20 protein-coding genes are annotated in these 21,894 nt (G+C 71.9%); 8 read left to right on the top strand and 12 right to left on the bottom strand.

Features of this window, described 5'->3' with window-relative positions:
* Window positions 1-91 precede the first annotated feature (91 nt).
* A complete protein-coding gene (locus tag AB0J69_RS45035; RefSeq protein ID WP_364131488.1) occupies window positions 92-865 on the bottom strand; it encodes a neutral zinc metallopeptidase in 774 nt (257 codons plus the stop codon).
* A 187-nt stretch (window positions 866-1,052) separates the two neighbouring features.
* On the opposite strand from AB0J69_RS45035, the gene AB0J69_RS45040 reads away from it, so the two are divergent.
* From AB0J69_RS45040 to AB0J69_RS45055, 4 genes are read left to right on the top strand one after another with little or no spacing between them, the layout of a single operon-like run.
* The gene (locus tag AB0J69_RS45040; protein ID WP_364131491.1) at window positions 1,053-2,129 is read left to right on the top strand and encodes a hypothetical protein; all 1,077 of its coding nucleotides are present in this window, start codon (window positions 1,053-1,055) and stop codon (window positions 2,127-2,129) included.
* Window positions 2,130-2,146: 17 nt separating this feature from the next.
* Window positions 2,147-3,289, top strand: coding sequence for a toxic anion resistance protein (locus AB0J69_RS45045; RefSeq protein WP_364131494.1), 1,143 nt, complete (start codon window positions 2,147-2,149; stop codon window positions 3,287-3,289).
* On the top strand, window positions 3,286-4,848 hold the full coding sequence (locus AB0J69_RS45050; protein ID WP_364131496.1) for a VWA domain-containing protein: 1,563 nt from the start codon (window positions 3,286-3,288) through the stop codon (window positions 4,846-4,848). The genes AB0J69_RS45045 and AB0J69_RS45050 overlap by 4 nt, the downstream gene beginning before the upstream one ends.
* Window positions 4,835-5,455, top strand: coding sequence for a hypothetical protein (locus AB0J69_RS45055; RefSeq protein WP_364131499.1), 621 nt, complete (start codon window positions 4,835-4,837; stop codon window positions 5,453-5,455). Before AB0J69_RS45050 ends, AB0J69_RS45055 begins: the two co-directional genes overlap by 14 nt.
* Window positions 5,456-5,482: 27 nt before the next feature.
* Here AB0J69_RS45055 and AB0J69_RS45060 read toward each other — a convergent pair whose 3' ends face one another.
* Together AB0J69_RS45060 and AB0J69_RS45065 are read right to left on the bottom strand one after the other, a co-directional pair.
* Complete coding sequence (locus tag AB0J69_RS45060) at window positions 5,483-7,564, bottom strand: alpha-galactosidase (RefSeq protein WP_364131501.1); 2,082 nt, start codon at window positions 7,562-7,564, stop codon at window positions 5,483-5,485.
* Between the two features lie 64 nt (window positions 7,565-7,628).
* A complete protein-coding gene (locus AB0J69_RS45065) occupies window positions 7,629-7,772 on the bottom strand; it encodes a hypothetical protein (RefSeq protein ID WP_364131503.1) in 144 nt (47 codons plus the stop codon).
* 83 nt (window positions 7,773-7,855) lie between these two features.
* On the opposite strand from AB0J69_RS45065, the gene AB0J69_RS45070 reads away from it, so the two are divergent.
* Entirely contained in the window at window positions 7,856-8,749 is an 894-nt protein-coding gene (locus tag AB0J69_RS45070; protein ID WP_364131506.1) for a siderophore-interacting protein, read from the top strand.
* Between the two features lie 95 nt (window positions 8,750-8,844).
* Here the strand turns inward: AB0J69_RS45070 and AB0J69_RS45075 are convergent, their stop codons facing one another.
* Window positions 8,845-9,789, bottom strand: a complete 945-nt coding sequence (locus AB0J69_RS45075; RefSeq protein ID WP_364131508.1) for a hypothetical protein — start codon at window positions 9,787-9,789, stop codon at window positions 8,845-8,847.
* 153 nt (window positions 9,790-9,942) lie between these two features.
* Between AB0J69_RS45075 and AB0J69_RS45080 the strand changes: the two genes are divergently transcribed.
* The 3 genes from AB0J69_RS45080 (at window position 9,943) to AB0J69_RS45090 (ending at window position 12,555) form a co-directional block, all read left to right on the top strand.
* Window positions 9,943-10,533: a TetR family transcriptional regulator gene (locus AB0J69_RS45080; RefSeq protein WP_364131510.1), complete on the top strand. Its 591-nt coding sequence runs from the start codon at window positions 9,943-9,945 to the stop codon at window positions 10,531-10,533.
* A gap of 222 nt (window positions 10,534-10,755) precedes the next feature.
* Window positions 10,756-11,079 carry an STAS domain-containing protein gene (locus AB0J69_RS45085; protein WP_364131512.1) on the top strand — a complete coding sequence of 108 codons (324 nt, stop codon included), beginning with the start codon at window positions 10,756-10,758 and terminating at the stop codon, window positions 11,077-11,079.
* A gap of 54 nt (window positions 11,080-11,133) precedes the next feature.
* Window positions 11,134-12,555 carry an RNB domain-containing ribonuclease gene (locus tag AB0J69_RS45090; RefSeq protein ID WP_364131514.1) on the top strand — a complete coding sequence of 474 codons (1,422 nt, stop codon included), beginning with the start codon at window positions 11,134-11,136 and terminating at the stop codon, window positions 12,553-12,555.
* A gap of 144 nt (window positions 12,556-12,699) precedes the next feature.
* On the opposite strand, the gene AB0J69_RS45095 is transcribed toward AB0J69_RS45090, so the two are convergent.
* The 8 genes from AB0J69_RS45095 to AB0J69_RS45130 form a co-directional block, all read right to left on the bottom strand.
* Window positions 12,700-13,278: a helix-turn-helix domain-containing protein gene (locus AB0J69_RS45095; RefSeq protein WP_364131516.1), complete on the bottom strand. Its 579-nt coding sequence runs from the start codon at window positions 13,276-13,278 to the stop codon at window positions 12,700-12,702.
* A 144-nt stretch (window positions 13,279-13,422) separates the two neighbouring features.
* Complete coding sequence (locus AB0J69_RS45100; RefSeq protein WP_364131519.1) at window positions 13,423-15,072, bottom strand: ABC transporter ATP-binding protein; 1,650 nt, start codon at window positions 15,070-15,072, stop codon at window positions 13,423-13,425.
* A gap of 507 nt (window positions 15,073-15,579) precedes the next feature.
* Window positions 15,580-18,303, bottom strand: a complete 2,724-nt coding sequence (locus tag AB0J69_RS45105) for a DEAD/DEAH box helicase (protein ID WP_364131522.1) — start codon at window positions 18,301-18,303, stop codon at window positions 15,580-15,582.
* A 118-nt stretch (window positions 18,304-18,421) separates the two neighbouring features.
* Window positions 18,422-19,309 carry a YegS/Rv2252/BmrU family lipid kinase gene (locus AB0J69_RS45110; protein WP_364131525.1) on the bottom strand — a complete coding sequence of 296 codons (888 nt, stop codon included), beginning with the start codon at window positions 19,307-19,309 and terminating at the stop codon, window positions 18,422-18,424.
* 41 nt (window positions 19,310-19,350) lie between these two features.
* Window positions 19,351-20,220, bottom strand: a complete 870-nt coding sequence (gene tatC / locus AB0J69_RS45115; protein WP_364131528.1) for a twin-arginine translocase subunit TatC — start codon at window positions 20,218-20,220, stop codon at window positions 19,351-19,353.
* A gap of 92 nt (window positions 20,221-20,312) precedes the next feature.
* Entirely contained in the window at window positions 20,313-20,657 is a 345-nt protein-coding gene (tatA, locus tag AB0J69_RS45120) for a Sec-independent protein translocase subunit TatA (protein WP_364131531.1), read from the bottom strand.
* A 29-nt stretch (window positions 20,658-20,686) separates the two neighbouring features.
* Window positions 20,687-20,887 carry a hypothetical protein gene (locus tag AB0J69_RS45125; RefSeq protein WP_364131533.1) on the bottom strand — a complete coding sequence of 67 codons (201 nt, stop codon included), beginning with the start codon at window positions 20,885-20,887 and terminating at the stop codon, window positions 20,687-20,689.
* A complete protein-coding gene (locus AB0J69_RS45130; RefSeq protein ID WP_364131536.1) occupies window positions 20,884-21,849 on the bottom strand; it encodes a WYL domain-containing protein in 966 nt (321 codons plus the stop codon). The genes AB0J69_RS45125 and AB0J69_RS45130 overlap by 4 nt, the downstream gene beginning before the upstream one ends.
* Between the last annotated feature and the right edge of the window lie 45 nt (window positions 21,850-21,894).

A 21,894-nucleotide genomic window follows, 5' to 3' on the forward strand; every position in this document is an offset into this window, starting at 1 on the left:
TTACCTGATCACGGGTGTCGCGGTTGCGGCGGCATTAAACCGGATTCACCACCTGGCCCGAAATCTGCCGCCGCTTTACGGTCCGCCAACCTCAGGAGACCTTGGAGGAGGAGGCCGTCCACGTGTTGCACGCCGCCGGCGAGGAGGCGCGGAATCCCTTGACGAGCCAGGCGGCGATGTTGCGGCCCTTGCCGTGGTCGCGGACCTTCGACTGCTCGTCGCCGCTCTCCCGGATGATGTCGAGCAGGTACTCCCAGTCCTCGTCCGTACGGTCGAGGGAGTCCCAGACGCTGCCCATGAAGACGCCCGCGAGGCATTCGGCCTGCAGCTCGTTGCGGCGGGTCTGCTCGTTCAGCTCGCTCTTGCCGTCGTAGGGGTAGCGGTCGTAGGCGTGGGCCATGCCGGTGATGCGCTGCACGTGGTGCCCGTACTCGTGGGCGGCCAGCCTGAAGAGCCACAGGTCCGAGGGGTCCTGGAGGACGTCGCGGTCCAGCAGGACGATGAAGCGCTTCTCGGCGTCGCAGTACATCGCCTGGGCCTCGCCCCAGGAGGATCCGCAGTAGCGGCGCGGCTTGGTGATGAAGCCGATCCTGGCCTTGGCGAACGGCAGGCCGGCGCGCTTGAAGTGAGCGCCCCAGATGGTGTTGAGACAGCCCAGCACGGACGTCAGGTAGCGCTTGGCCATGGCGGCGTCGTCCGGCTCGACCTCACGCTCCTGGCACTGGCTCGGCTGGAGCTTGCCGGTGCCGTACAGCTTGTTCGCGGTCAGGACGCGATCCTTGATGGGGTACGCGGCGGCGTGGGCGGTGTTCGCCGGTAAGAGCAGGGCGATCAGGAGGCCGGCGAGAAGGGTGGAAAAACGCATGATCGGCATCATAAAGGGAGCCGTTCGCGGGTTCTGTGCCCTGCGGAACAGGGCCGCGGCGGGCGTCGGCGCCGCACCGTGAACGGGGGGTGAATTCTGCCGTACGGTCGCCTTTCCACCCGCGCGCGGCCCACATTGTCCCTTCCATAATTCCAGTCATGGGGGTTATTTCAGGAAACGGGGTTCAATGAAGCGGTGGATCGGCGTCATTCTGGCCGCGGTTCTGGTCGGGGTGGCGGTGGTCGCGATCGTGACCGGGAATCGGGGGGAGCCGGAGGCGGCTCTCGTACGGGGTGTCATCGGGTCGGAGAAGAAGCCGTTCTTCGACGACCCGCGCGTCAAGGCGGCCTTCGCCAAGCACGGCCTGCGCGTCGAGGTGGACACCGCCGGATCCCGGCAGATCGTCACCGACGTGGACCTGAGCCGCTACGCCTTCGCCTTCCCCTCCAGCGTCCCGGCCGCCGAGCGGATCAAGCGGGACCGGAGGGCGACGACCACGTACTCGCCGTTCTACTCGCCGATGGCGGTGGCCACGTTCGAGCCGATAGCGGCACTGCTGGCGAAGGCCGGCGTGCTCAGCGATTCCGGCAAAGGCCACCAAACCTTCGACATAAAGAAATATCTCGAACTAGTGGCTAAAGGCACTCGATGGGACGAAATTCCGGATAATTCGGCCTATCAGGCACGGAAGCGGGTGTTGCTCACCACGACCGACATCCGTACCTCCAACTCCGCCGCCATGTACCTGTCCGCGATCGGCTACGTGGCCAACGGCGAGGACGTCATCAGCTCCGACGCCCAGATCGCCAAGATCGCGCCCCTCGTCGCGCCGGCCGTGCTCGACCAGGGCTTCTCCGAGTCCACCAGCGAGGCGTCGTTCGACGACTATCTGGCGCTGGGCGCCGGCAAGACGCCGATGCTGGTCGTCTACGAGGCCCAGTATCTCGCCCACGTCTTCGCCGCCGACGGCGCGATCAAGCCCGAGATGCGGCTGGTCTATCCCTCGCCGACCGTGCTCAGCAAGCACACGCTGGTCCCCTTGTCGGGTCCCGGCTCCCGGGTCGGCGAGCTGCTCACCAAGGACCCCGAGCTGCAGGCCCTGGCCGCCGCATACGGCTTCCGCACCACCGACCCGCAGGCGTTCGCCGGCCTGGTCGCCAAGACCAGGGCGCCGGCCGCCGCCGACCTGGTGGACGTGGTCGAGCCGCCCACCTGGGAGCGGCTGGACCGGCTCATCACCACCATCGACTCCGCCCGGCCCTAGCAAGGGAGATTCCGCACGTGTCCGATCTGGTGCTCACGCCGCCCGCGCCGGTCACGCCGGTGCCGGCCGAGACGGCGGCCACCATGCTGCCGATGGCCGACGAGCGCGCGGCCGAGCTGACCGCCAAGGCGAGGGAGTTCGCCGGGGAGCTGAGCGGGTTCGACCCGCGCTCGCCCGAGTTCTCCCGCAAGGTGCACGACATCTCCTCGATGGGCGACACCGAGATCAGGTCCGCCTCGCAGGTGGCCAACCGCATGCTCAAGCGCCCGGTCGCGGCGCTGGACGCGGCCCGGGGCGAGGGCGCCGACGCCCAGGCCAAGGTGGCCGGCGGGCTGGTGGCGCTGCGCCGTACCGTCGTGGACCTGGACCCCAAGCAGGCGGCCGGCGGGCCGCGCAAGCTGCTCGGGCTCATCCCGTTCGGCGACCGGCTGCGCGACTACTTCGCCAAGTTCCACTCCGCGCAGAAACACCTCGACGACATCATCCGCGCGCTCAAGTCCGGCCAGGACGAGCTGCTGCGCGACAACGCCGCCATCGAGGGCGAGAAGGCCAACCTGTGGGAGACCATGACGCGGCTGCAGGAGTACGCGGTCATGGCGCAGGCGATGGACGCCGCCCTGGAGGAGCAGATCGTGGTGGCGAGCGAGGAGCGGGCCACGGCGCTGCGCTCCGACGCGCTGTTCACCGTCCGCCAGAAGCACCAGGACCTGCTCACCCAGCTCGCCGTCTCCGCGCAGGGTTACCTGGCCCTCGACCTCGTCCGCAAGAACAACCTCGAGCTCAGCAAGGGCGTGGACCGGGCCACCACGACGACGGTCTCGGCGCTGCGCACGGCGGTGACCGTCGCCCAGGCCCTGGCGAACCAGAAGCTCGTGCTCGACCAGATCACCGCGCTCAACGCCACGACCGGCGACCTCATCCTGGCCACCAGCGAGATGCTGCGCACCCAGGCCGGCGCGATCCAGAACCAGGCCGCCGCCACGACCGTGGACCTGGACACGCTGCGCCAGGCGTTCGACAACGTCTACGCCACGATGGACCTGATCGACTCCTTCCGCGCCAAGGCCGTGGACAACATGGCCGCCACGGTCGACAGCCTGTCGTCGGAGCTGGAACACGCCAGGACGTACCTGGAGCGCGCCAAGGAGACGGACCGATGAGAGCACGCCCGGCGCACTGGGCGGCGGCGCTCGTCCCCGCGCTCCTCCTGGCGGCGGCCTGCGCCCCCGGCGGCGACCCGGCCGACGGCCCCGACGTCCTGCGCGTCCTGGCCGGCAGCGAGATCAAGGACCTCGAGCCCCTCCTCAAGCGCGCCGAGTCCGAGGCCGGGGTCCGCGTGAAGCTCACCTACACCGGCACCCTCGACGGCGCCGAGCAGGTCGCGAGCGGCCGCGCCGACGGCGGCCTGGACGCCACCTGGTTCTCCTCCAACCGCTACCTGTCGCTCATCGAGGGAGCCCAGGCCAAGCTGTCCACCCAGACCAAGATCATGGTCTCGCCGGTGGTGCTCGGCCTGAAGCCCGCCAAGGCGCGCGAGCTCGGCTGGGAAGCCAAGCCCGTCTCCTGGGCCGACATCGCGGCGGCGGCCAGGGACGGCCGGTTCAGCTTCGGCATGACCAACCCCGCCTCCTCCAACTCCGGCTTCTCCGCCCTCGTCGGGGTGGCCGCGGCGCTGTCGGACGCGGACGGGGCGCTCAGCGCCGACCAGGTCACCTCCGTCACGCCCCGGCTGAAGGAGTTCTTCGCCGCGCAGCGGCTGACGGCCGGCTCGTCGGGCTGGCTGGCCGACGCCTACGCCCGCGACCCCCGCGTGGACGGCATGGTGAACTACGAGTCGGTGCTCCTGGGCGCGCGCGAGCCGCTCACGCTCGTCCACCCGGCCGACGGCGTGGTCAGCGCCGACTACCCGCTCACCCTGCTGGCCTCCGCCCCGGAGGGCAAGAAGGCCCTGTACGGCAAGCTCGCCGCCTGGCTGCGCACCCCCGCCGTGCAGAAGGAGATCATGACCGGCACGCACCGCCGGCCCATCGTCAACGGCGTGCCGCTGGACCCGCGCTTCGGCTCGGCCCAGCTCATCGAGCTGCCCTTCCCCAACCGGCGCAGCACCGCCGACGAGCTGATCTCCACCTACCTCAACCAGATGCGCGTCCCGGCCGAGGCCAGGTTCGTGCTGGACACGTCCGGCTCGATGCGGGGCGACCGGATCGACGCGCTGCGCCAGGCCCTGGTGGCGCTGACCGGCGCCGACACCTCCGCCTCCGGCGCCTTCTCCCGCTTCCGCAACCGCGAGACCGTCACGATGATCCCGTTCAGCGGCACGACGAGGCAGCCGGTCCCGTTCACCGTCCCCGAACGCGACCCCGCGCCCGTCCTCGCCGAGATCAAGCAGTTCGCCGAGGGACTGGACGCGGCCGGCGGCACGGCAATCTACGACAGCCTCAGGGCGGCCTACGACCGGCCGCTCGCACCCGGCCACTACACCTCGATCGTGCTCATGACCGACGGCGAGAACACCGACGGCTCCGACTACGCCGCCTTCGAGGCCCACTACCGCTCCCTGCCGGAGGAGCGCCGCCGGCCGCCGACGTTCGTGGTGCTGTTCGGGGAGAGCGACGTCGAGGAGATGCGCCAGGTGGCCGAGCTGACCGGCGGCGCCGTGTTCGACGCCCGCACGACCTCGCTGACCGGCGCGTTCAAGGAGATCCGTGGCTACCAGTGAGCGGATCCTGCGTTACCTGGGCTCGACCAGGAACATCGCCGGCTCCTGCCTGGCGCTGCTCGGCCTGCTGGGCCACTTCCTGGGGCTGACCGGCGCGTTCTGGCCGGTGGTCGTGCTCGCGCTGTACGGGGCGGGCGCGCTGCTCGCCCCGCCCGAACGGGTCCGCCTGACCATCTCCCACGCCGAGGTCGAGACGCGGGCGCTGCGCGCCGACCTGGACGGGCTGCTGCGGCGCATCGACCGGCGCTTCCCCGAGGACGTGCACACCGCCGTGCACGGGCTGGCCGAGGTCATCGGCGGCGTGCTGGCCAGGGCCGACCAGCTCACCGCCTCCCCCGACCAGCTCCACGTGGTCTCGCAGACCATCCGCCGCTACCTGCCCGCCAGCCTGGAGGCGTACGCGAACCTGCCCCGCCGCTACGCCCTCACCCGGGGGACCGGGCGGGAGCGCAGCGCCCACGAGGAGCTGCTGGCCCAGCTCGCGCTGCTCGACGCCCAGATGGGCAAGGTCGCCGAGGCGATCCACCGGGGCGACGAGCAGGCGCTGCGCGACCAGGGCCGGTTCCTGCGCGACCGGTTCGGCGGCTCCGACCTCGACCTCGGCTGACCGGCCCAGGCGGCCGGCAGCCCGGCGTTACACCTTCTCCAGCTCCACCAGCAGCGCGGACGCCGGCCGCAGCGCCGGGGCGGGCAGCCCCAGCTCGCCCAGCACGGAGCCGGGCAGCCGCACCGGGGCCCCGTCCGCCGGCACGGCCCACGCCGGCAGCGCCGCCCGCTCGGGGGCCGGGCCCGCGACGCGCACCTCGTACACGGCGTCCGGGTCGAGCCCCGGCAGCCGCAGCGGGCCGGGCACGAGGTCGGTCCGCGAGGTGAGCTGGACGTACGCGTACACCGCCCGCTCCGGCAGCACCACGCCGTGCAGCAGCGCCGACCGGTCCGGATGGTCGGCGCGCACCACCCGCCCCGCGTGCAGCAGCGGGCGCAGCCGCTTGTGCAGCGCGATCCACGTGGCCAGCTCCTCCAGCTCGGCCTGGCTCGCCGAGGTCAGATCCCACTCCACGCCCATGTGCCCGAACAGCGCGGTGGCGGCCCGGAAGGCCAGCGGCAGCGACCGCCCCGTGACGTGGTCGTGCGGCGCGCCGACATGGCAGCCCAGCCGCTCCGGCGGCACCAGCAGCCCGGTCCAGCGCTGGATCGCCTGCCGGTCGAGGGCGTCGTTGCTGTCGGAGGTCCACACCCGGTCGGTGCGCGCCAGGATGCCGAAGTCGACGCGCGCCCCGCCCGACGAGCACGACTCGATCTCCAGCCGGGGGTGGCGGCCGCGCAGCTCGTCCAGCAGCCGGTACGTGGCCAGCGTCTGCGCGTGCACGCCCGCCACCCCGGCGTGCACCGGCTCGGCGATGTCGCGGTTGTGATCCCACTTGATGTAGTCGAGCGCGTACTCGCCGACCAGCGCGTCCAGCCGTTCGAGCAGGTACGCGTACGCCTCCGGCCGGGCCAGGTCGAGCACCTGCTGGTGGCGCTGCGGCGGCGGCATGCGCTCCGCCCGCCCCAGGATCCAGTCGGGATGCTCGCGGGCCAGGTCGGAGTCCGGGTTGACCATCTCGGGCTCGAACCACAGGCCGAACTGCATGCCCAGCTTGCGCACGCGATCGGCCAGCGGGTGCAGGCCGTCCGGCCACACGCCCTCGTCCACGTACCAGTCGCCCAGGCCCGCCCGGTCGTGGCGGCGGTGGCGGAACCAGCCGTCGTCCAGCACGAACCGCTCGATCCCGGCCGCCGCCGCCCTGTCGGCCAGCTCCAGCAGCCGGTCGAGGCCGTGGTCGAAGTAGGTGGCCTCCCAGTTGTTCAGCGTGACCGGGCGTACCGGGAGGGGGCGGGCCCGCAGGTGGCCGTGCAGGCGGGCGCCGGCGTCGTCCAGACCGGCGCCGGACCAGGTGAAGTACACCCACGGCGTGCGGTAGCTCTCCCCCTCCCCCAGCACGACCTCGCCCGGCTCCAGCAGCTCGCCCGCCGCCAGCAGTGACACGCCCTCGGGCAGCCGCTCGGCGTAGTGCACGTGGTCACCGCTCCAGCCCGCGTGCACCGCCCACACCTCGCCGCCGCGGAAGCCGAACCCCTCCGTCCCCGCCACCAGCAGCCCGGTGCCGTCGTGCCCGGTACGGCCCCGCCGGTTCTCCCTCGACCACACCCCGTGCCGGAACTCCGCGCGCTGCGGCACCTTCTCCAGCGCCCACCGGCCGGTGAAGTCCAGCAGCTCCGCGGCCCGCCCCGGCACGGGCAGCGCGCACACCAGCCCGTCCACCCGGTACGGCGAGGCGGCGGTGTTCGTCACCGCGTGCCGCATCCGTACCAGGCCGCCGCCGTCCATGACCAGCTCGCACACCAGCCCGAGACCCGCCCGGGCGTCGGAGGCCGTGATCGTCACCGTGCCGCCGGAGCCGGACACGGTGTCCGCGTCCAGCCGGTCCAGGCTCCACCGGACCGGCCACTGGTCGCCGTCCCGGCCACCCGACAGGCCCGGCCGGCCGTACCAGGAGTCCCCCTGGGCGGGCAGCAGCGGCGGCGCGGGGGAGGCCAGCGCGGGCAGCAGCGCGGCACCGGACACGGGCCCGAGCGCCGCGCCGAAGTGCCGCACCCGCGGCAGGCCCCACTGCGGATCGGGATCGTCGAGCACCAGCGCGGCGCCCGCCGCTGAGAGGATCACGGGAGACAAGTCGGGCTCCTATCTCGGGGGGCAGGCGCGGCCCGGCGCCTGTCACGGCTTCAGCGCTACGACGCTACCGTCCCCGGTCCCGCGCGCCCACGACGAGGCCCCTCCGGCGGCGGGTGCCGGAGGGGCCGGCCGTCAGGAGCACCGCCCGGCCCCGGCCGCCGATGGACTTGACGCTGGGGGCCGTGTCGAGCGAGCAGGAATCGGGCACAGCCGGCAAGAGCTCCCCGGCTGGCCTAAATCCCGCCGATCGATTAGGTTAGCCTCGCCTAACTACGATCGGAGTATTCGGGGATGACCGAGCCTTTTCGCATGTTCGACGTACGGGTGGACCGGCTTGACCGGCTCAGCCCGTCGTTCCTGCGGGTGACCTTCACCGGGGACGACCTGCACCTGTTCGCAGACAACGGTTTCGACCAGCGGCTCAAGCTCATCCTTCCGCTCCCCGAGCACGGCCTGGCCCACCTGCCGACCGGCCCGGACTGGTTCATGCGGTGGCGGGCGCTCGACGACGACAAGCGCAACCCGATGCGTACCTACACCGCCCGCCTCGTCCGCCCCGAGGCCGCCGAGGTCGACGTGGACGTGGTCATGCACCCGGACGGCGGCCCCGTCGCGCGCTGGGCCGAACGCGTGCGGCCCGGCGACCTCGCCGCCCTGTTCGGCCCGGACGCCCGCTACGAGGGCCGCCACGGCGGCCTGGAGTTCCACCCGCCCGCCGGCACGGGCTGCGTGCTCATCGCCGGGGACGAGACCGCCGTGCCCGCCATCTGCTCCGTCCTGGAGCGCCTGCCCGCCGGGCTGGCCGGCGAGGTGCTGATGGAGGTGCCCTGCGAGGACGACTTCCTGCCGGTGGAGACGGCCGCCTCGGTCAAGGTGACCTGGCTGGCCAGGAACGGCGGCGAACGCGGCGCCGGCCTCGTCCCCGCCGTCCGCGCCGCCGCCGGCCGGCTCCTGCCGCCGCTGCCCGTCCCGGACACCTTCGACGACGTGGACGTCGACACGGACGAGCTGTGGGAGGTGCCGCAGGAGACCACGGACCACGGACCGCTGTACGCGTGGCTGGCCGGCGAGGCGGCCGTCATCAAGACCCTGCGGCGGCACCTGGTCGCCGAGCGCGGCATGGACCGGCGCTCGGTGGCCTTCATGGGCTACTGGCGCCACGGCCGCTCGGAGCACAACGAGTAACGGCCCGGCTCCCCTCGACGCATTCGCGCCCCTCCGAAGCCGCGACACCGGCCGGCACGGCCCACAGGCTTGTCGCCGGCCGGCTTCCCAACGCGTCAGTGCGGCTCGGAGGCGCCCTCGGCCGTGTCGCGCGCCTCCGGCTCGCCGTCCGCCGACCCGCGCGGCGCCGGTGAGCCGCCGGCCGCACGGGGTGCGGCCGGGGTGCCGAGTGCGGCCCGCAGCTCGGCGGGGGTGGGCGGCTTCGTCCAGGTCAGGCCGGGGCCGCCGGCGGCGATCAGCGCGGGGACGACCTCGCGCAGCAGCGCCCCCGCGTCGGCGTCCGGCTGCCGCTCGCGGGCCTCCCGGTAAAGGTCGAGCACCCTCGCCAGGTCCAGCATCAGCGTGTTGGCCTCGCCGCTCGCCCGCTCCGGCGCGGGCGGCTCCGGGGGCCCGGCGGTGGCGTCCATGCTCACCGTCTTGAGCGGCGTGCCGTTGACGTGCGACAGCACGCCCTCGGCGACCGGGCCCGCGCCCGGGACGGCGACGTGCAACGCTCCAATGCCCGCCTCGCCCGACCGCCCCCCGGCGCTCCCGCCGCCGACGACCTCACCGACCGCGGCGGCGAAGGCGGCGGCGTCCATGCCGTCCACCTCGCCCTCCAGCCACCCGGGCCGCAGGTGCAGCACCCCCGGCCGTTCGGCCGACGCGAGCTGGTCCATCAGGGTCGCGACCGTCCCCTGCGGGTCGTGCATCGCGGCGTCCCCCCGGGCCGCGAAGGCGTCCGCGAGCAGGTGCAGCGAGATCAGCCGAGGCGGCTCGTACGTCGTCAGCACCCCCTCCTCCGCGTCCACCCGCAACGCGCTACCGGCCTCGTGGTAGGCCCGCAGTCCCTCCAGGAACGCCGCCTCCGCCTCCGGCCCCAGCAGGAACTCCCAGCCCCACTTCCGCTCCGCCTCGAACCTGCCGGAGTCGCCTCCGCCCACCGGATCCCGGCGGAGCCACCAGACCAGCGCACCGACCACGGCGGCGGCCAGCACTACGACCACGACTGCGACTAACACGATGTGTTCGCTTTCCCCTCGTAATGACCCCGCGTGATGACAGGGCTAGCAGCGTAGTGTGATCAACCGCCGCAAGCCCGGAAATTTCCCCAAAATACGATCAGCCGTACCCGTAGCGACACGCAGCCCCGAACAGCTGACAGAATTGGAAATGTGACAGATGGCATCCTGACGGCCGAGCAGATCCTCACGGCGGCCCAAGACGTCCTGCGCCGCTACGGCCCGGCCAAGGCGACGGTCGTGGACGTGGCGCGGGCGCTCGGCGTCAGCCACGGCAGCGTCTACCGCCATTTCCCCAGCAAGACGGCCCTGCGCGAGGCCGTCACCCAGCGCTGGCTGGACGAGGCGCACTCCGGGCTGGCCGCCGTCGCGGCGAAGGAGGGCCCGGCCGCCGAGCGGCTGCGCAACTGGCTGGCCACGCTGTTCGGGGCCAAGCGCCGGCGGGCGCTGGAGGACCCGGAGCTGTTCGCCACGTACGTGGTGCTGGTGAAGGAGGCCAGCGAGGTCATCGACCGGCACGTCGACGACCTGGTCGACCAGATCGAGCAGATCATCGCCGCCGGCGCCGAGCGGGGCGAGTTCGCCGCCCCCGACACCCGCCTGGCCGCGCGCGCCGTCTTCCACGCCACGGCCACCTTCCACAACCCCGCCCACGCCGCCGGCTGGAGCCGGCCGGGCGTCGAGGACGACTTCACCGCCCTGTGCGACCTCATCCTGCGCGGGCTGGAACCGCGCCAAGGGTGAAAATTCTTCACCCTGGTAACCGGAATTGTTTTCCTGAGTGATCCTCTTGTCTACCCGGACAGGAACTGCCCTCTCGACGTGCGCGGACAGGGATGTACACTCCATTCCGGAAGCACACAGTCGCTCTATGTAACGCAAGCATGACATTCTGGTGCCTTCAGCAAGGGCGGGTCCGCGCTACCTACAGGATGATCCCGGCCCTGAGAGAGCGCGGAGCCGGATATGGACCCACTTCATCTGACCACCAGCCGCAGCAACGGGACCGTGACCGTGAGCGTGTCCGGCGAGCTCGACATCGCCAACACCGAGCTGTTCCGCAGCCACCTGCTCGCCCTGCTGCAGGAGGCGGCCCGCTCGCGCCGCCCGGGCACGGGGCTGGTCATCGAGATGAGCCGCCTGTCCTTCATCGACGCCGCCGGGCTCGGCATCCTCGTCTCCGTACAGAACCAGGCCATGAGCCAGAGCACCCCGCTGCACATCGCGGGCGTGCCGCCGGCCATGCGGCGGCTGCTCCGGATCACCGGCCTGGACCAGCACCTCACCTGATCCGGCAGGCCCGCCCTCCGCTCGCCGGTCGGGGGCGCCTGTAGGTTGTCACGCGTGCCAACGATTCAGGTTCCCGATGAGATACCTCTCAAGCTGGAAGACGGGTTCGAACGGATCAGGCGGGAGCTGAAGCTGCCCGGCGGCTTCCCCCGCGCCGTGCTCGACGAGGCCGCGTGGGTGGCTCGCGTGCCCCGGCTGGACGCCAAGGACATGTCCGACGTCCCGTTCGTGACCATCGACCCGCCCGGCTCGATGGACCTCGACCAGGCCGTGCACCTGGAGCGGCTGCGCGCCGGATACCGGGTCTGGTACGCCATCGCCGACGTCGGCGCGTTCGTCCGCCCGGGAGGCGTGATCGACGCCGAGGCCCGCACCAGGGGCGAGACCGTCTACCTGCCGGCGGGCAAGGTGCCGCTGCACCCCACGGCGCTGTCGGAGGACGCGGCCAGCCTGCTGCCCGGCGCGCTGCGGCCGGCCGCGGTGTGGCGGATCGACCTCGACTCCGACGGCCGCATGGTGGGCGCCGACGTGCAGCGCGCCCTCGTACGCAGCCGCGAGCGCTACGACTACGGCTACGTCCAGGCGGTCCTCGACACCGGCACCGCGGACGGCGTCCTGGAGCTGCTGGCCGAGATCGGCGAGCTCCGGCTCGCCCTCGAACGCGAGCGCGGGGGCGTCACCCTGCCCACGCCCGACCAGGAGGTGGTCCACTCCGACGGCGGCTACCGGCTGGAGTTCCGGCTGCCGCTGCCCGCCGAGGCGTGGAACGCGCAGATCTCGCTGCTGACCGGCATGGCCGCGGCCACCATGATGCTCGACGCCGAGATCGGCATCCTGCGCGTGCTGCCCCGCCCGCAGCCCGGCGACCTGGCCAAGGTGCGCCGGGTGGCGCGGGCCCTGGACGTGCCGTGGCCGGAGGGGGCCGGCTACGGGGCCGTGGTGCACGACCTGGATCCGAAGGCGGGGCGGCAGGCGGCGTTCCTGCACGAGTCGAAGGTGCTCCTCCGCGGCGCCGGTTACGTGGCCTTCGACGGCGGCCCGCCCCGGCTGGCCGAGCACGCGGCGGTGGCGGCCCCGTACGCGCACGTGACGGCCCCGCTGCGGCGCCTGGTCGACCGCTACGCGACGGAGGTGTGCCTGGCGATCGCGGCCGGCGAGCCGGTGCCGTCCGACGTGCGGGCGGGGCTCGCGGCCCTGCCGGACCTCATGTCCGCCTCCGGGCGGCGGGCCGGGGCGGTGGAGCGGGCGTGCGTGGACCTGGTGGAGGCGTTCCTGCTGCGGGACCGGATCGGGCAGGCGTTCGAGGCGGTGGTGATCGACGTGGACGAGCGGCGCGGGGGCGGGCAGGTACAGCTCGTGGATCCCGCCGTGATCGCCCGCTGCGACGGGCCCCTGCCCCTGGGCGAGCAGGTCACCGTACGGCTCTCCCGCGCCGACCCGGCCACCCGCGAGGTCCGCTTCACCCTGGCCACCTGAACCCGCGGGCACCCGGCACCCGCCCACGCGAGCCCCCGACCGCACGATCGGAGCCGCGCCACGTGGGCTCACGCCCTCCTGAGCGCACGATCGGAGCGGCGTCACCTGGGCTCACGCCCTCCTGGACGCACGATCGGAGCCGCGTCACCGCTTGGTGCGCATCCCGTCGCAGACGACCTCCGCCATCCGCACCGCCCCGCCCCTGGCCCGCGCCCTCCGCTCGGCCACCAGGCACCCCCGCAGCAGGTCGTGCGCGTCCTGCGTCACCAGGTCGCCGCGCACCGCCCCCACCCGCTGCGCCCGCGCCAGCAGCCGGCCCAGCGCGGCGGCGAAGTCGTCCTCCAGCGTGGAGCCCGGCCGCAGCGTCAGGCCCGAGCCGCTCTCCAGCATGTCGCACAGCGCCTGGTTGCCCGCCGCCTGCTCGACCACCTGCGTGAACCAGCCGAAGAACGCCCGGCCCGCGTCCTCGGCGGTGGCCAGCGCGCGGGCGTCGGCCACGAACCGCTCGATCCGCCCCAGTAGCACCGCCTCGAACAGCGCCTCCTTGGTCGGGAAGTGCCGGTAGACGGTCCCGACCCCGAACCCGGCCCGCCGGGCGATCTCGTCGAAGGAGATGGTCAGCCCGTCACTCGCCAGGGCCTCCTGCGCGATCTGCAGGACCCGCTCGCGGTTGCGGCGGGCGTCGGCGCGCAGCGGCCTGGCGGTGCTGTGATCGTCGCCCATGACCTCGACCTGCCTTCGGACAAACGGAGAGAGCTCTCCGATTCTATCGAGGAGATTCCCGGACATACACCCCGGAACGACGGCACCCGCCCCGTGGATTCGGAGCGGGTGCCGGTTGCCGTCAGGTCTCACCGGACCGCGGGCTCACCAGGCCGTGGTCGAGCTGGCGCCCCGGAACGGTACGCCGACGCGCTTGAGCCGGATCCGCTCCTGCCGCGGCACCGGCTCCAGCTCCACCACGCGCGCCCCCTCCGGCACCTGCCGCAGGTCGTGCGTGATGAGCAGCGTCGTCCGACCGGCCATGAGCCGCCGCAGCGGCTTCATCACCTGTGCGGCCGTCGCCTCGTCCAGCCCGGTCATGGGCTCGTCGAGCACCAGCACCGGCGTGTCGCGCAGGATGGCCCTGGCGATCGCGATCCGCTGCCGCTGCCCGCCGGACAGGAGCCGGCCCCGCTGTCCCACGGGCGAGTCGTACCCCTGGGGCAGCAGCTTGACGAAGTCGTGCACCCCCGCCGCCTCGGCCGCCCTGATCACCTCGTCGAACGAGGCGTCCGGCCGGCCGTAGGCGATGTTGTCGCGCACCGACCCCGAGAACAGCATCGTCTCCTGGTACAGGATCGTGATGTTGTCGCGTACCGACTTCCGCGTCAGGCCCCGGAGATCGGCGCCGTCGAGCAGGATGCGCCCCCTGTCCGGGTCGTAGAAGCGCAGCAGCAGCTTGGCCAGCGTGGACTTGCCCGCCCCGCTCACCCCGGTGAGGACGACGACCTCGCCGGGCTCGGCGGTGAACGACACGTCCCGCAGCACCGGCCGCCCCCGCCCGGGGTAGGCGAAGCCGACCCGCTCGAAAGCGACCCGGCCGTGGCTGCGACCCGCCGGCACGGCGTCGGCGGCGTCGGTGACGGCGGGCCGGGCACTCAGGACCTCGATGACGCGGTCGGACCCGGCCGCCGCCTCCGCCACGTTCAGGGCCAGCTCACCCAGGCCCTGGACGGCCGGGTAGAGCAGGGCCAGGTACGCCGCGAAGGACAGCAACCCGCCGAGCGTCAGCCGGCCCGCGGCGATCTCCCACGCCCCGAACCCGAGGATGACGATCAGGCACACGGTCTCGATGACCTGGACCGCGGGGCTGTAGAGGCCCGCCAGCCAGGCCTGCGCCATGTTGGCGCGCAGCCAGCCGCGGCCCTCCCTGTGCAGGCGCCGGGACTCGGCGTCCTGCCGGTTGTACGCCTGCACGAGCGGCTGGTTGGCCAGCCCCTCCTCCAGGACGCTGTTCATCGCCCCGTTGCTGGCCCGCTCGCGCGCCGCCGCCGACCTGAACCGGCCGGCGAAGACCTTCGAGACCACCAGGAACAGCGGGATCAGCGCCATCGTCAGGAGCGCGAGGTCCCATCGGATGAAGAACGCCGCCCCCGCGAAGAAGACCACGCTGGCGGCCGTGGTGATCGCCCTGACCATTCCGGACCCGACGAGCTCTTCGATGGCCTCGATGTCGTCCGTCAGGCGGGCCATCAGGTCCCCCAGCCGCCGCTTCTCGGAGAAGTCCGGCGCGAGCGTCTGCAGGTGCGTGTACACCCGGTCGCGCAGGGCCAGCAGGAACCGTTCGGCGCCCAGGGCGGTGGCGTACGCCCCCGCGAAGGCCATCCCCCCGGCGATCACCGCGAGCCCCAGCCAGATGAACGCGGGGGCCCAGAAGGCATCCAGGTTCCTGGTCGTGAGCACCTCGTCGGTGATGTGCCCGAACAGGCGGATCGCGGCGACCTCACAGAGCGCGGCCAGGATGGCGAACGCCACTCCGGCGGCGAATAGCCGGCGCAATCCGCGGGTGTCCGGCCAGAACTCGCGAAATGTCCGGCGAATGGAAATCGCCGGCGCCAGTTCACGGCCGGAGACGCTCAATGAGAGCCGGCGGCTGGGCCGCCGACTCTCATCAATGGGGCGCTCTAGCACCCCCACCACCTACGGCGGCCACAGCAGCTCCACCTCCGGTAGCAGCGGCGCCTACGACGGCAGCCCCATCCTTGCTGGTATCCGGCCTGGGACAGTTGCGTGTTCGCCATGATTCCTCCCCCGTTGGCTGAACACTGACAAATCGGACGCTAGCACCCGAATTGCGATAAATCAGCAGATATTCGGCGATTTCAAAGAGACTTGACCGGTAAAACCCGAGCGGAAAGGCCATGACGGCGAATGCGTAAAGTCGCCGGAGGAGAAGTAAAACGACAGGGGGAGGTCAGGCCAAAGTAAAAGATGCTTCTGAGAAGTGGTTCTCAGAAGCATCTTCGCCCGCGGGACGGCGGCTCACGTCAGCGACGAGTACGCCACCACCCCACGCCGCATCGCGTCCACCGCCTTGCCCGCCGTCTGCTTGATCTTGCTCCCCGGCGGCGCCGCGTTGCCCAGCTGGCCCAGCAGGTCCATCAACTGCTTGACCCACCGCACGAAGTCACCCGCGGCCAGCTCGTTGCCGTTGACGCCCTCCATCAGGACCGCGTCGAGGGTGTGCCCCTTCGTCCAGCGGAACGCCGCCCACGCGAACCCCAGATCCGGCTCCCTGATCGTGGACAGCCCATGGTCGGACTCGATGCCCTCCAGCTCCCCCCACAGCCTGATCATGGCCGACAGGGCGTCCTGCGCCCGCCCGGCGGGGATCTTCGGCCGCCGCGTGTCGTCCGCCGCCCGCGACTCGAACACCAGCGCCGACACGCACGCCGCCAGCTCCGCCGGCTCCAGCTCCTCCCACAACCCCATGCGCAGGCACTCGGCCGTGAGCAGGTCCAGCTCGGTGTACAGCCGGCCCAGACGGCGCCCCTCATCGGTGACCGCCTCGCCGTCGAGGTAACCCAGCTGCTCCAGCACCGAGCAGATCCGGTCGAACGTCCGCGAGATCACGTGCGAACGGCCCTCGACCCGGCGGCGCAGCCCCTCGGTCTCACGCAGCAGCTTGTAGTAACGCTCGGCCCAGCGGGCGTGATCCTCACGCTCGTCGCACCCGTGGCACGGATGCTGGCGGATGCGCCGGCGCAGCTCGTTGACCTCGTCGTCCTCCACCGTGTGGTCACGCGCCCTGACCGGCTTGCCCAGATCCCGGTCACCCATCTTGGCCAGCAGCGTGGAGACGAGGTTGGCACGCTCCTTCGGCGAGCGGCCGTTGAAGTTCTTCGGGATGCGCAGCTTCTCCAGCGGCTCCACCGGCACCGGGAAGTCGGCCGGATCGAGCTTCTTGACCTGCTTGCCGATCGTCAGCACCAACGGGCTCGGCCCCGTGCCGCGCGGGTTGCGCCCCGGGTCCAGCACGATCGCCAGACCCGCCCGCCGCCCGCCCGGCACCCGGATGACGTCACCCGGCTGCAACGCCTCCAGCGACCGCACCGCCGCCGCCCGGCGCGCGGCGCCGCGCTGGCGCGACAGCTCCGCCTCCCGGTCCGACAGGCGGCGCCGCAGCGCCGCGTATTCCGGGAAGTCGCCCAGGTGGCACGTCATGGCCTCCTGATAGCCCTCCAGCGCCTCCTCGTGCTTGCGCAGCTGCTTGGCCAGCCCCACGACCGCCCGATCGGCCTGGAACTGCGCGAACGACTCCTCCAGCAACGTCCTGGCGCGTTCCCGGCCGAACTGCCCGACCAGGTTGACCGCCATGTTGTACGACGGCTGGAAGCTCGACCGCAGCGGATATGTCCGCGTGCCCGCCAGCCCCGCCACCGACAGCGGGTCCATGCCCGGCTGCCACAACACCACCGCGTGACCCTCGACGTCGATGCCCCGCCGCCCCGCCCGGCCGGTGAGCTGGGTGTACTCCCCCGGCGTCAGGTCGGCATGGGTCTCGCCGTTCCACTTGTCCAGCTTCTCGATCACCACGCTGCGGGCCGGCATGTTGATGCCCAGGGCCAGTGTCTCGGTGGCGAACACCGCCTTGACCAGCCCCCGCGTGAACAGCTCCTCCACGACCTCCTTGAACGCCGGCAACATGCCCGCGTGGTGCGCGGCCAGCCCTCGCTCCAGGCAGTCGCGCCACTCCAGGTAGCCCAGCACCGCCAGGTCCTCGTCCGGAAGGTGCGCGGTCCGCTCGTCCACGAGCTGCCTGATCTCGTGCAGCTCCCGATCGCTGGTCAGCCGGATCCCGGCGTTGAGACACTGCTGGACCGCCGCGTCACACCCGGCTCGGGAGAAGATGAACGTGATCGCCGGCAGCAGCCCCTCGGAATCGAGCTTCTCGATCACCTGCACGCGGTCCGGCGGGCGCGAGCGCTGCGGCCGGCCGTAACCGCGCCGGCCCCGCCCCTGCATCAGCCGCTCGGCGTCCCGCGTGACCCGCATCAGCGTCGGGTTGATGCGCGGCGTCAGGTCGTCGGCCATGAACATGTCGTAGACCAGGTTGCCCACCATCATGTGCTGCCACAGCGGCACCGGACGGTGCTCGTCGACGATCACCGTCGTGTCGCCGCGCACGTCGCCCAGCCACTCGCCGAACTCCTCGGCGTTGCTGACCGTCGCCGACAGCGCCACCAGCCGGACCGACTCGGGCAGGTGGATGATGACCTCTTCCCACACCGCGCCACGGAAGCGGTCGGCCAGGTAGTGGACCTCGTCCATCACGGCGAACCCGAGCCCGGCCAGCGTGGCCGAGCCCGCGTAGAGCATGTTGCGCAGCACCTCGGTGGTCATGACCACGATCGGGGCCTCGCCGTTGACGCTGTTGTCGCCCGTCAGCAGGCCGACCTTGGCGGTGCCGTAGCGCTTGACCAGGTCGTTGTACTTCTGGTTGGACAGCGCCTTGATGGGGGTGGTGTAGAAGCACTTGCGGCCCTGCTCCAGGGCGAGGTGGACGGCGAACTCGCCGACGACCGTCTTGCCCGACCCCGTCGGCGCCGCCACCAGGACGCCGTCACCGGCCTCCAAGGCCCGGCAGGCGTCCAGCTGGAAGTCGTCCAGCTCGAAGTCGTAGAGACCTCGGAACGATCTGAGAGCGGCCCCGTCGTCCCCGTGCTTCTGACGGAAGGCCGCGTAGCGTTCCGCTGGCGTTGTCATACCCGTCAGCCTACCGAAATCGCCATTCCGGTCCGTCCCGCCCATTCCGGCTTCGCCGCGGGGTTTTCGGCGCTCGGCGCGCGGGGGGCGCTGAGCGGGCGCCTTTACATTGTAGATTTCAAACGATGACGCGCAGCGCCCCCGGCCGTACCTCGCAGTCCAGCGGCACCGCGCCGATGCGTTCGCCGTCGGCGTAGGCCACCACGTCGGCCGCCTCCACTCGCACGCTGCGCGCCCGGCGCACCGACACCGCCGGATGGGTCACGTGCGTCCCCCGGTAGACGCTGGGGAACACGCGCAGGAACTCGCCCTTGGACACGGCCTCCAGGATCATCACGTCCAGCAGCCCGTCGTCGGGGCTGGCGTCGGGGCAGACCCGCATCCCGGCGCCGTACGAGCGGGTGTTGGCCACCGCCACCAGCATGGCCTCCCGCTCGATCACCTGCTTCTCGTCGAGCGTCACCCGGAACGGGATCGGCCGGAACGAGCGCAGCTCCTGCGCCATCGCCACCAGGTAACGGGCCATGCCCGGCGGCCGGGTGAGCCGGTTGGCCCGCTCGTTGACCCGCGAGTCGAAGCCGCAGCACACCACCCCGGCGAACAGCTCCTCGACGTCGCCCGCGCGGATGCGCGCGGCGTCCACCAGCCGGGTCTTCATGCGCAGCACGGTCCTGGCGGCCGCGACGGGGTCCTTGCGGGGCAGGCCGAGCGCGGCCGCGATGTCGTTGCCGGTCCCGGCGGGGATGATGCCGAGCGGCACGTCGGTGCCGGCCACGGCCTGGACGGCCAGGTGCACCAGCCCGTCGCCGCCGAAGGCGACGAGCGCGTCGGGGCGCTCGGAGACGGCGGTGCAGGCGCGGTCCAGGGCGTCGGCGGCGTCGTCACCGACGATCACCGACAGCTCGGCCCCTCCGGCGCGCAGCCGGCGCGCCACGGGCTCGAGCAGACGCAGCGTACGCCCGCCGCGGGCGGCGGGGTTGACGAGCAGGGCGAGTTGTGGGGACACGCCCGGAACCTATCGCCTACGGGACGGATCCGGAATGCCCTTTACCGCTTGTCCGTACCGGGCGGGTCCTCCTCGAGAGGCGTGGCATCGCCTACAGGCGTGACGTCGCCTACGGGCGTGCCGTCGTCGAGCGGCGAGTCGTCCTCGACCAGCGGGGATGCCTCGTCGTCGGACAGGTGGGAGAAGTCCTCCGTGGCGGGCCTGCGCCTTTCGCGCAGGAACATGACGCCCTCGGCCACGAAGTAGAGCACGATCATGGGCATGGCCAGCGCCATCATCGTCAGCGGGTCACCGCCCGGCGTGATGATCGCGCCGAAGATGAACATCACGAAGATCACGGTACGGCGGTGCTTCTTGACCGTGGCGTGGGACAGGACGCCGATGATGTTCAGGAACACCAGCAGCAGCGGCAACTCGAACGAGATCCCGAAGATCACCAGCATGATGAGCACGTAGCTGACGTACTCGTCGATCTGGATGGCCGCGACGGAGTCGGTCGGCGCGAACCCCAGCAGGATCGCCAGGCTGGTGTCCATGATGAAGTACGCCAGCGCGGCGCCGAGCAGGAACAGCGGGACCGCGAGCCCGAGGAAGGTGATGGAGTAACGCTTCTCGTTGCGGTAGAGCGCGGGCGTCACGAACGCCCAGAGCTGGTAGAGCCAGACCGGTGAGGACACGACGATGCCGACCATCGCCGAGACCTTCAGCGTCAGGAAGAACGACTGGAAGATGCCGCCGAAGATGAGCGTGCACTCGCCGGGGCGGAGCTGACCGGCCTGCGGCGTCTCACAGAACGGCTCCTTGATGAACGCCCACACCGGATCGAAGACGATGAAGCCCACGACGATGCCGACGATCATGGCGGCCAGCGCGATGAGCAGGCGGTTGCGCAGCTCCCGCAGATGCTCCATCAAAGGCATGCGACCCTCGGGGTCGGTTGCCGAAGTGCTCGACCGTTTGAGCAGCGCCATCTAGCAGTCCAGGTGACGAGGAGGGACGGGGATCAGGCGTGCTTGTCGGCCTGCGTGGCGGCGCTGGCGCGCAGCCTGGCGGCCTGCTCCTCGAGCTGACGGGCCTGCTCCTCGGCCGAGAGGGCCGGAGCGGGGGCGGCCTGGATCGGCTGCGGCTGCACGGGCTGCGGCTGTGGCTGAGCCGGGGCCTGCGCCTGGGCCTGGACGGTGTGCTGCACGTCGTCGTCGTCATCGTCGCGGAGCTTGGCGGTCTCCGACTTGAAAATGCGCAGCGAACGGCCGACGCCCCTGGCCATGTCGGGCAGCTTCTTCGCACCGAACAGCAGCACGAGCGCCAGAAGGATGATCAGGAGTTCAGGAACTCCGAGGTTCGGCATGAAACGCCCTTTCTAGCGAGTTGCCTGTTTCAGCCACGATCGTACGCTGCCTTGGGCGTGGTCTCATCCCCCTGGCTCGCCAATCTGGCCCGCCTCGGCTCCAGCTCGGCCGTCGCCTCGGCGATTTCCTTCTTCAGAGTACGTGCCGCGACGACGACGCGGGCACCGGCGACCCCGAGCACGGCCAGCCCGGCCACGCCCAGCCCTGCGGACAGGTAGATCCAGGTCATGACCGGTGAGCGTACAGGGCCAGGGCGCGCTCGGCCTCCTGGCGTACGGTCTCGGCCATGTCGGGCGGCGAGACGACCCGGCCGGTGTCGCCCAGGCGCAGCGCCAGCTTGAGTATCCAGTCCTCGTCGCGCGCCCGCAGCGCCACCCGCAGCCGCCCCTCGCCCAGCTCGGTGACCTGCTCGCACGGGTAGTACTCGGCCACCCACCGCCCGGCGGCGCTCAGCTCCAGCTCGATCAGCTCGTCGGTCGGGGAGGGCCGGAAGACGCCCCGGGTGACGTCGATGGGCTCGGCCTCGTCCGGCGGGTCGGCGGGCACGTCGAGCACGTCGACCCCGAGCACCCGGTCGAGCCGGAACAGCCGCATCGCCTCGGCCCGGTAGCACCAGCCCTCCAGGTAGGCGCGGCCGTCCACGACCACCACCCGCATGGGGTCCACCTCGCGCGGCGTCACCTCGTCGCGGCCGGGCACGTAGTAGCGCAGCGACAGCCGGCGGCCCTTGGTGAGCCCCTCGCGCACGCGCGGCAGGGCGTCGGGAGCGGCGTCGACGTCCACGGCGACCTGGCTGCTCACGGTGGCGGCGCCCTCGCCGGCCGCCCGCTCCAGCTTGGCCATGACGCGCGGCAGCGCGTCGCCCCTCACCTCCGCCAGCTCCGGCGTGGCCGCCAGCATGCGCAGCGCGACCAGCAGCGCGCTGGCCTCGTCGATGCCGAGCCGCAGCGGCCTGGCGATGGTGTCGGCGTTGTCGATGAGGATCTCGCCGCCGTCCCAGGACACATCGATGAGGTCGCCGGGGGTGTGCCCGGGCAGCCCGCACATCCACACGAGCTGCAGGTCGTCGATGAGCTGCTTCTCGCTCAGCCCGAACACCGCGGCCACCTCGCCGACCTGCGCCCCGGGATGGGACATCAGGTACGGCACCAGCGCCAGCAACCTCGGCAGCCTGTCCGCCGAACCGCTCATGCCCCCTCCTCCGCCGCCCGCACGAGCGGACCTCTGCCCTGCCCG

The sequence above is a fragment of the Nonomuraea sp. NPDC049709 genome, assembly GCF_040674815.1.
Classification (GTDB): domain Bacteria; phylum Actinomycetota; class Actinomycetes; order Streptosporangiales; family Streptosporangiaceae; genus Nonomuraea.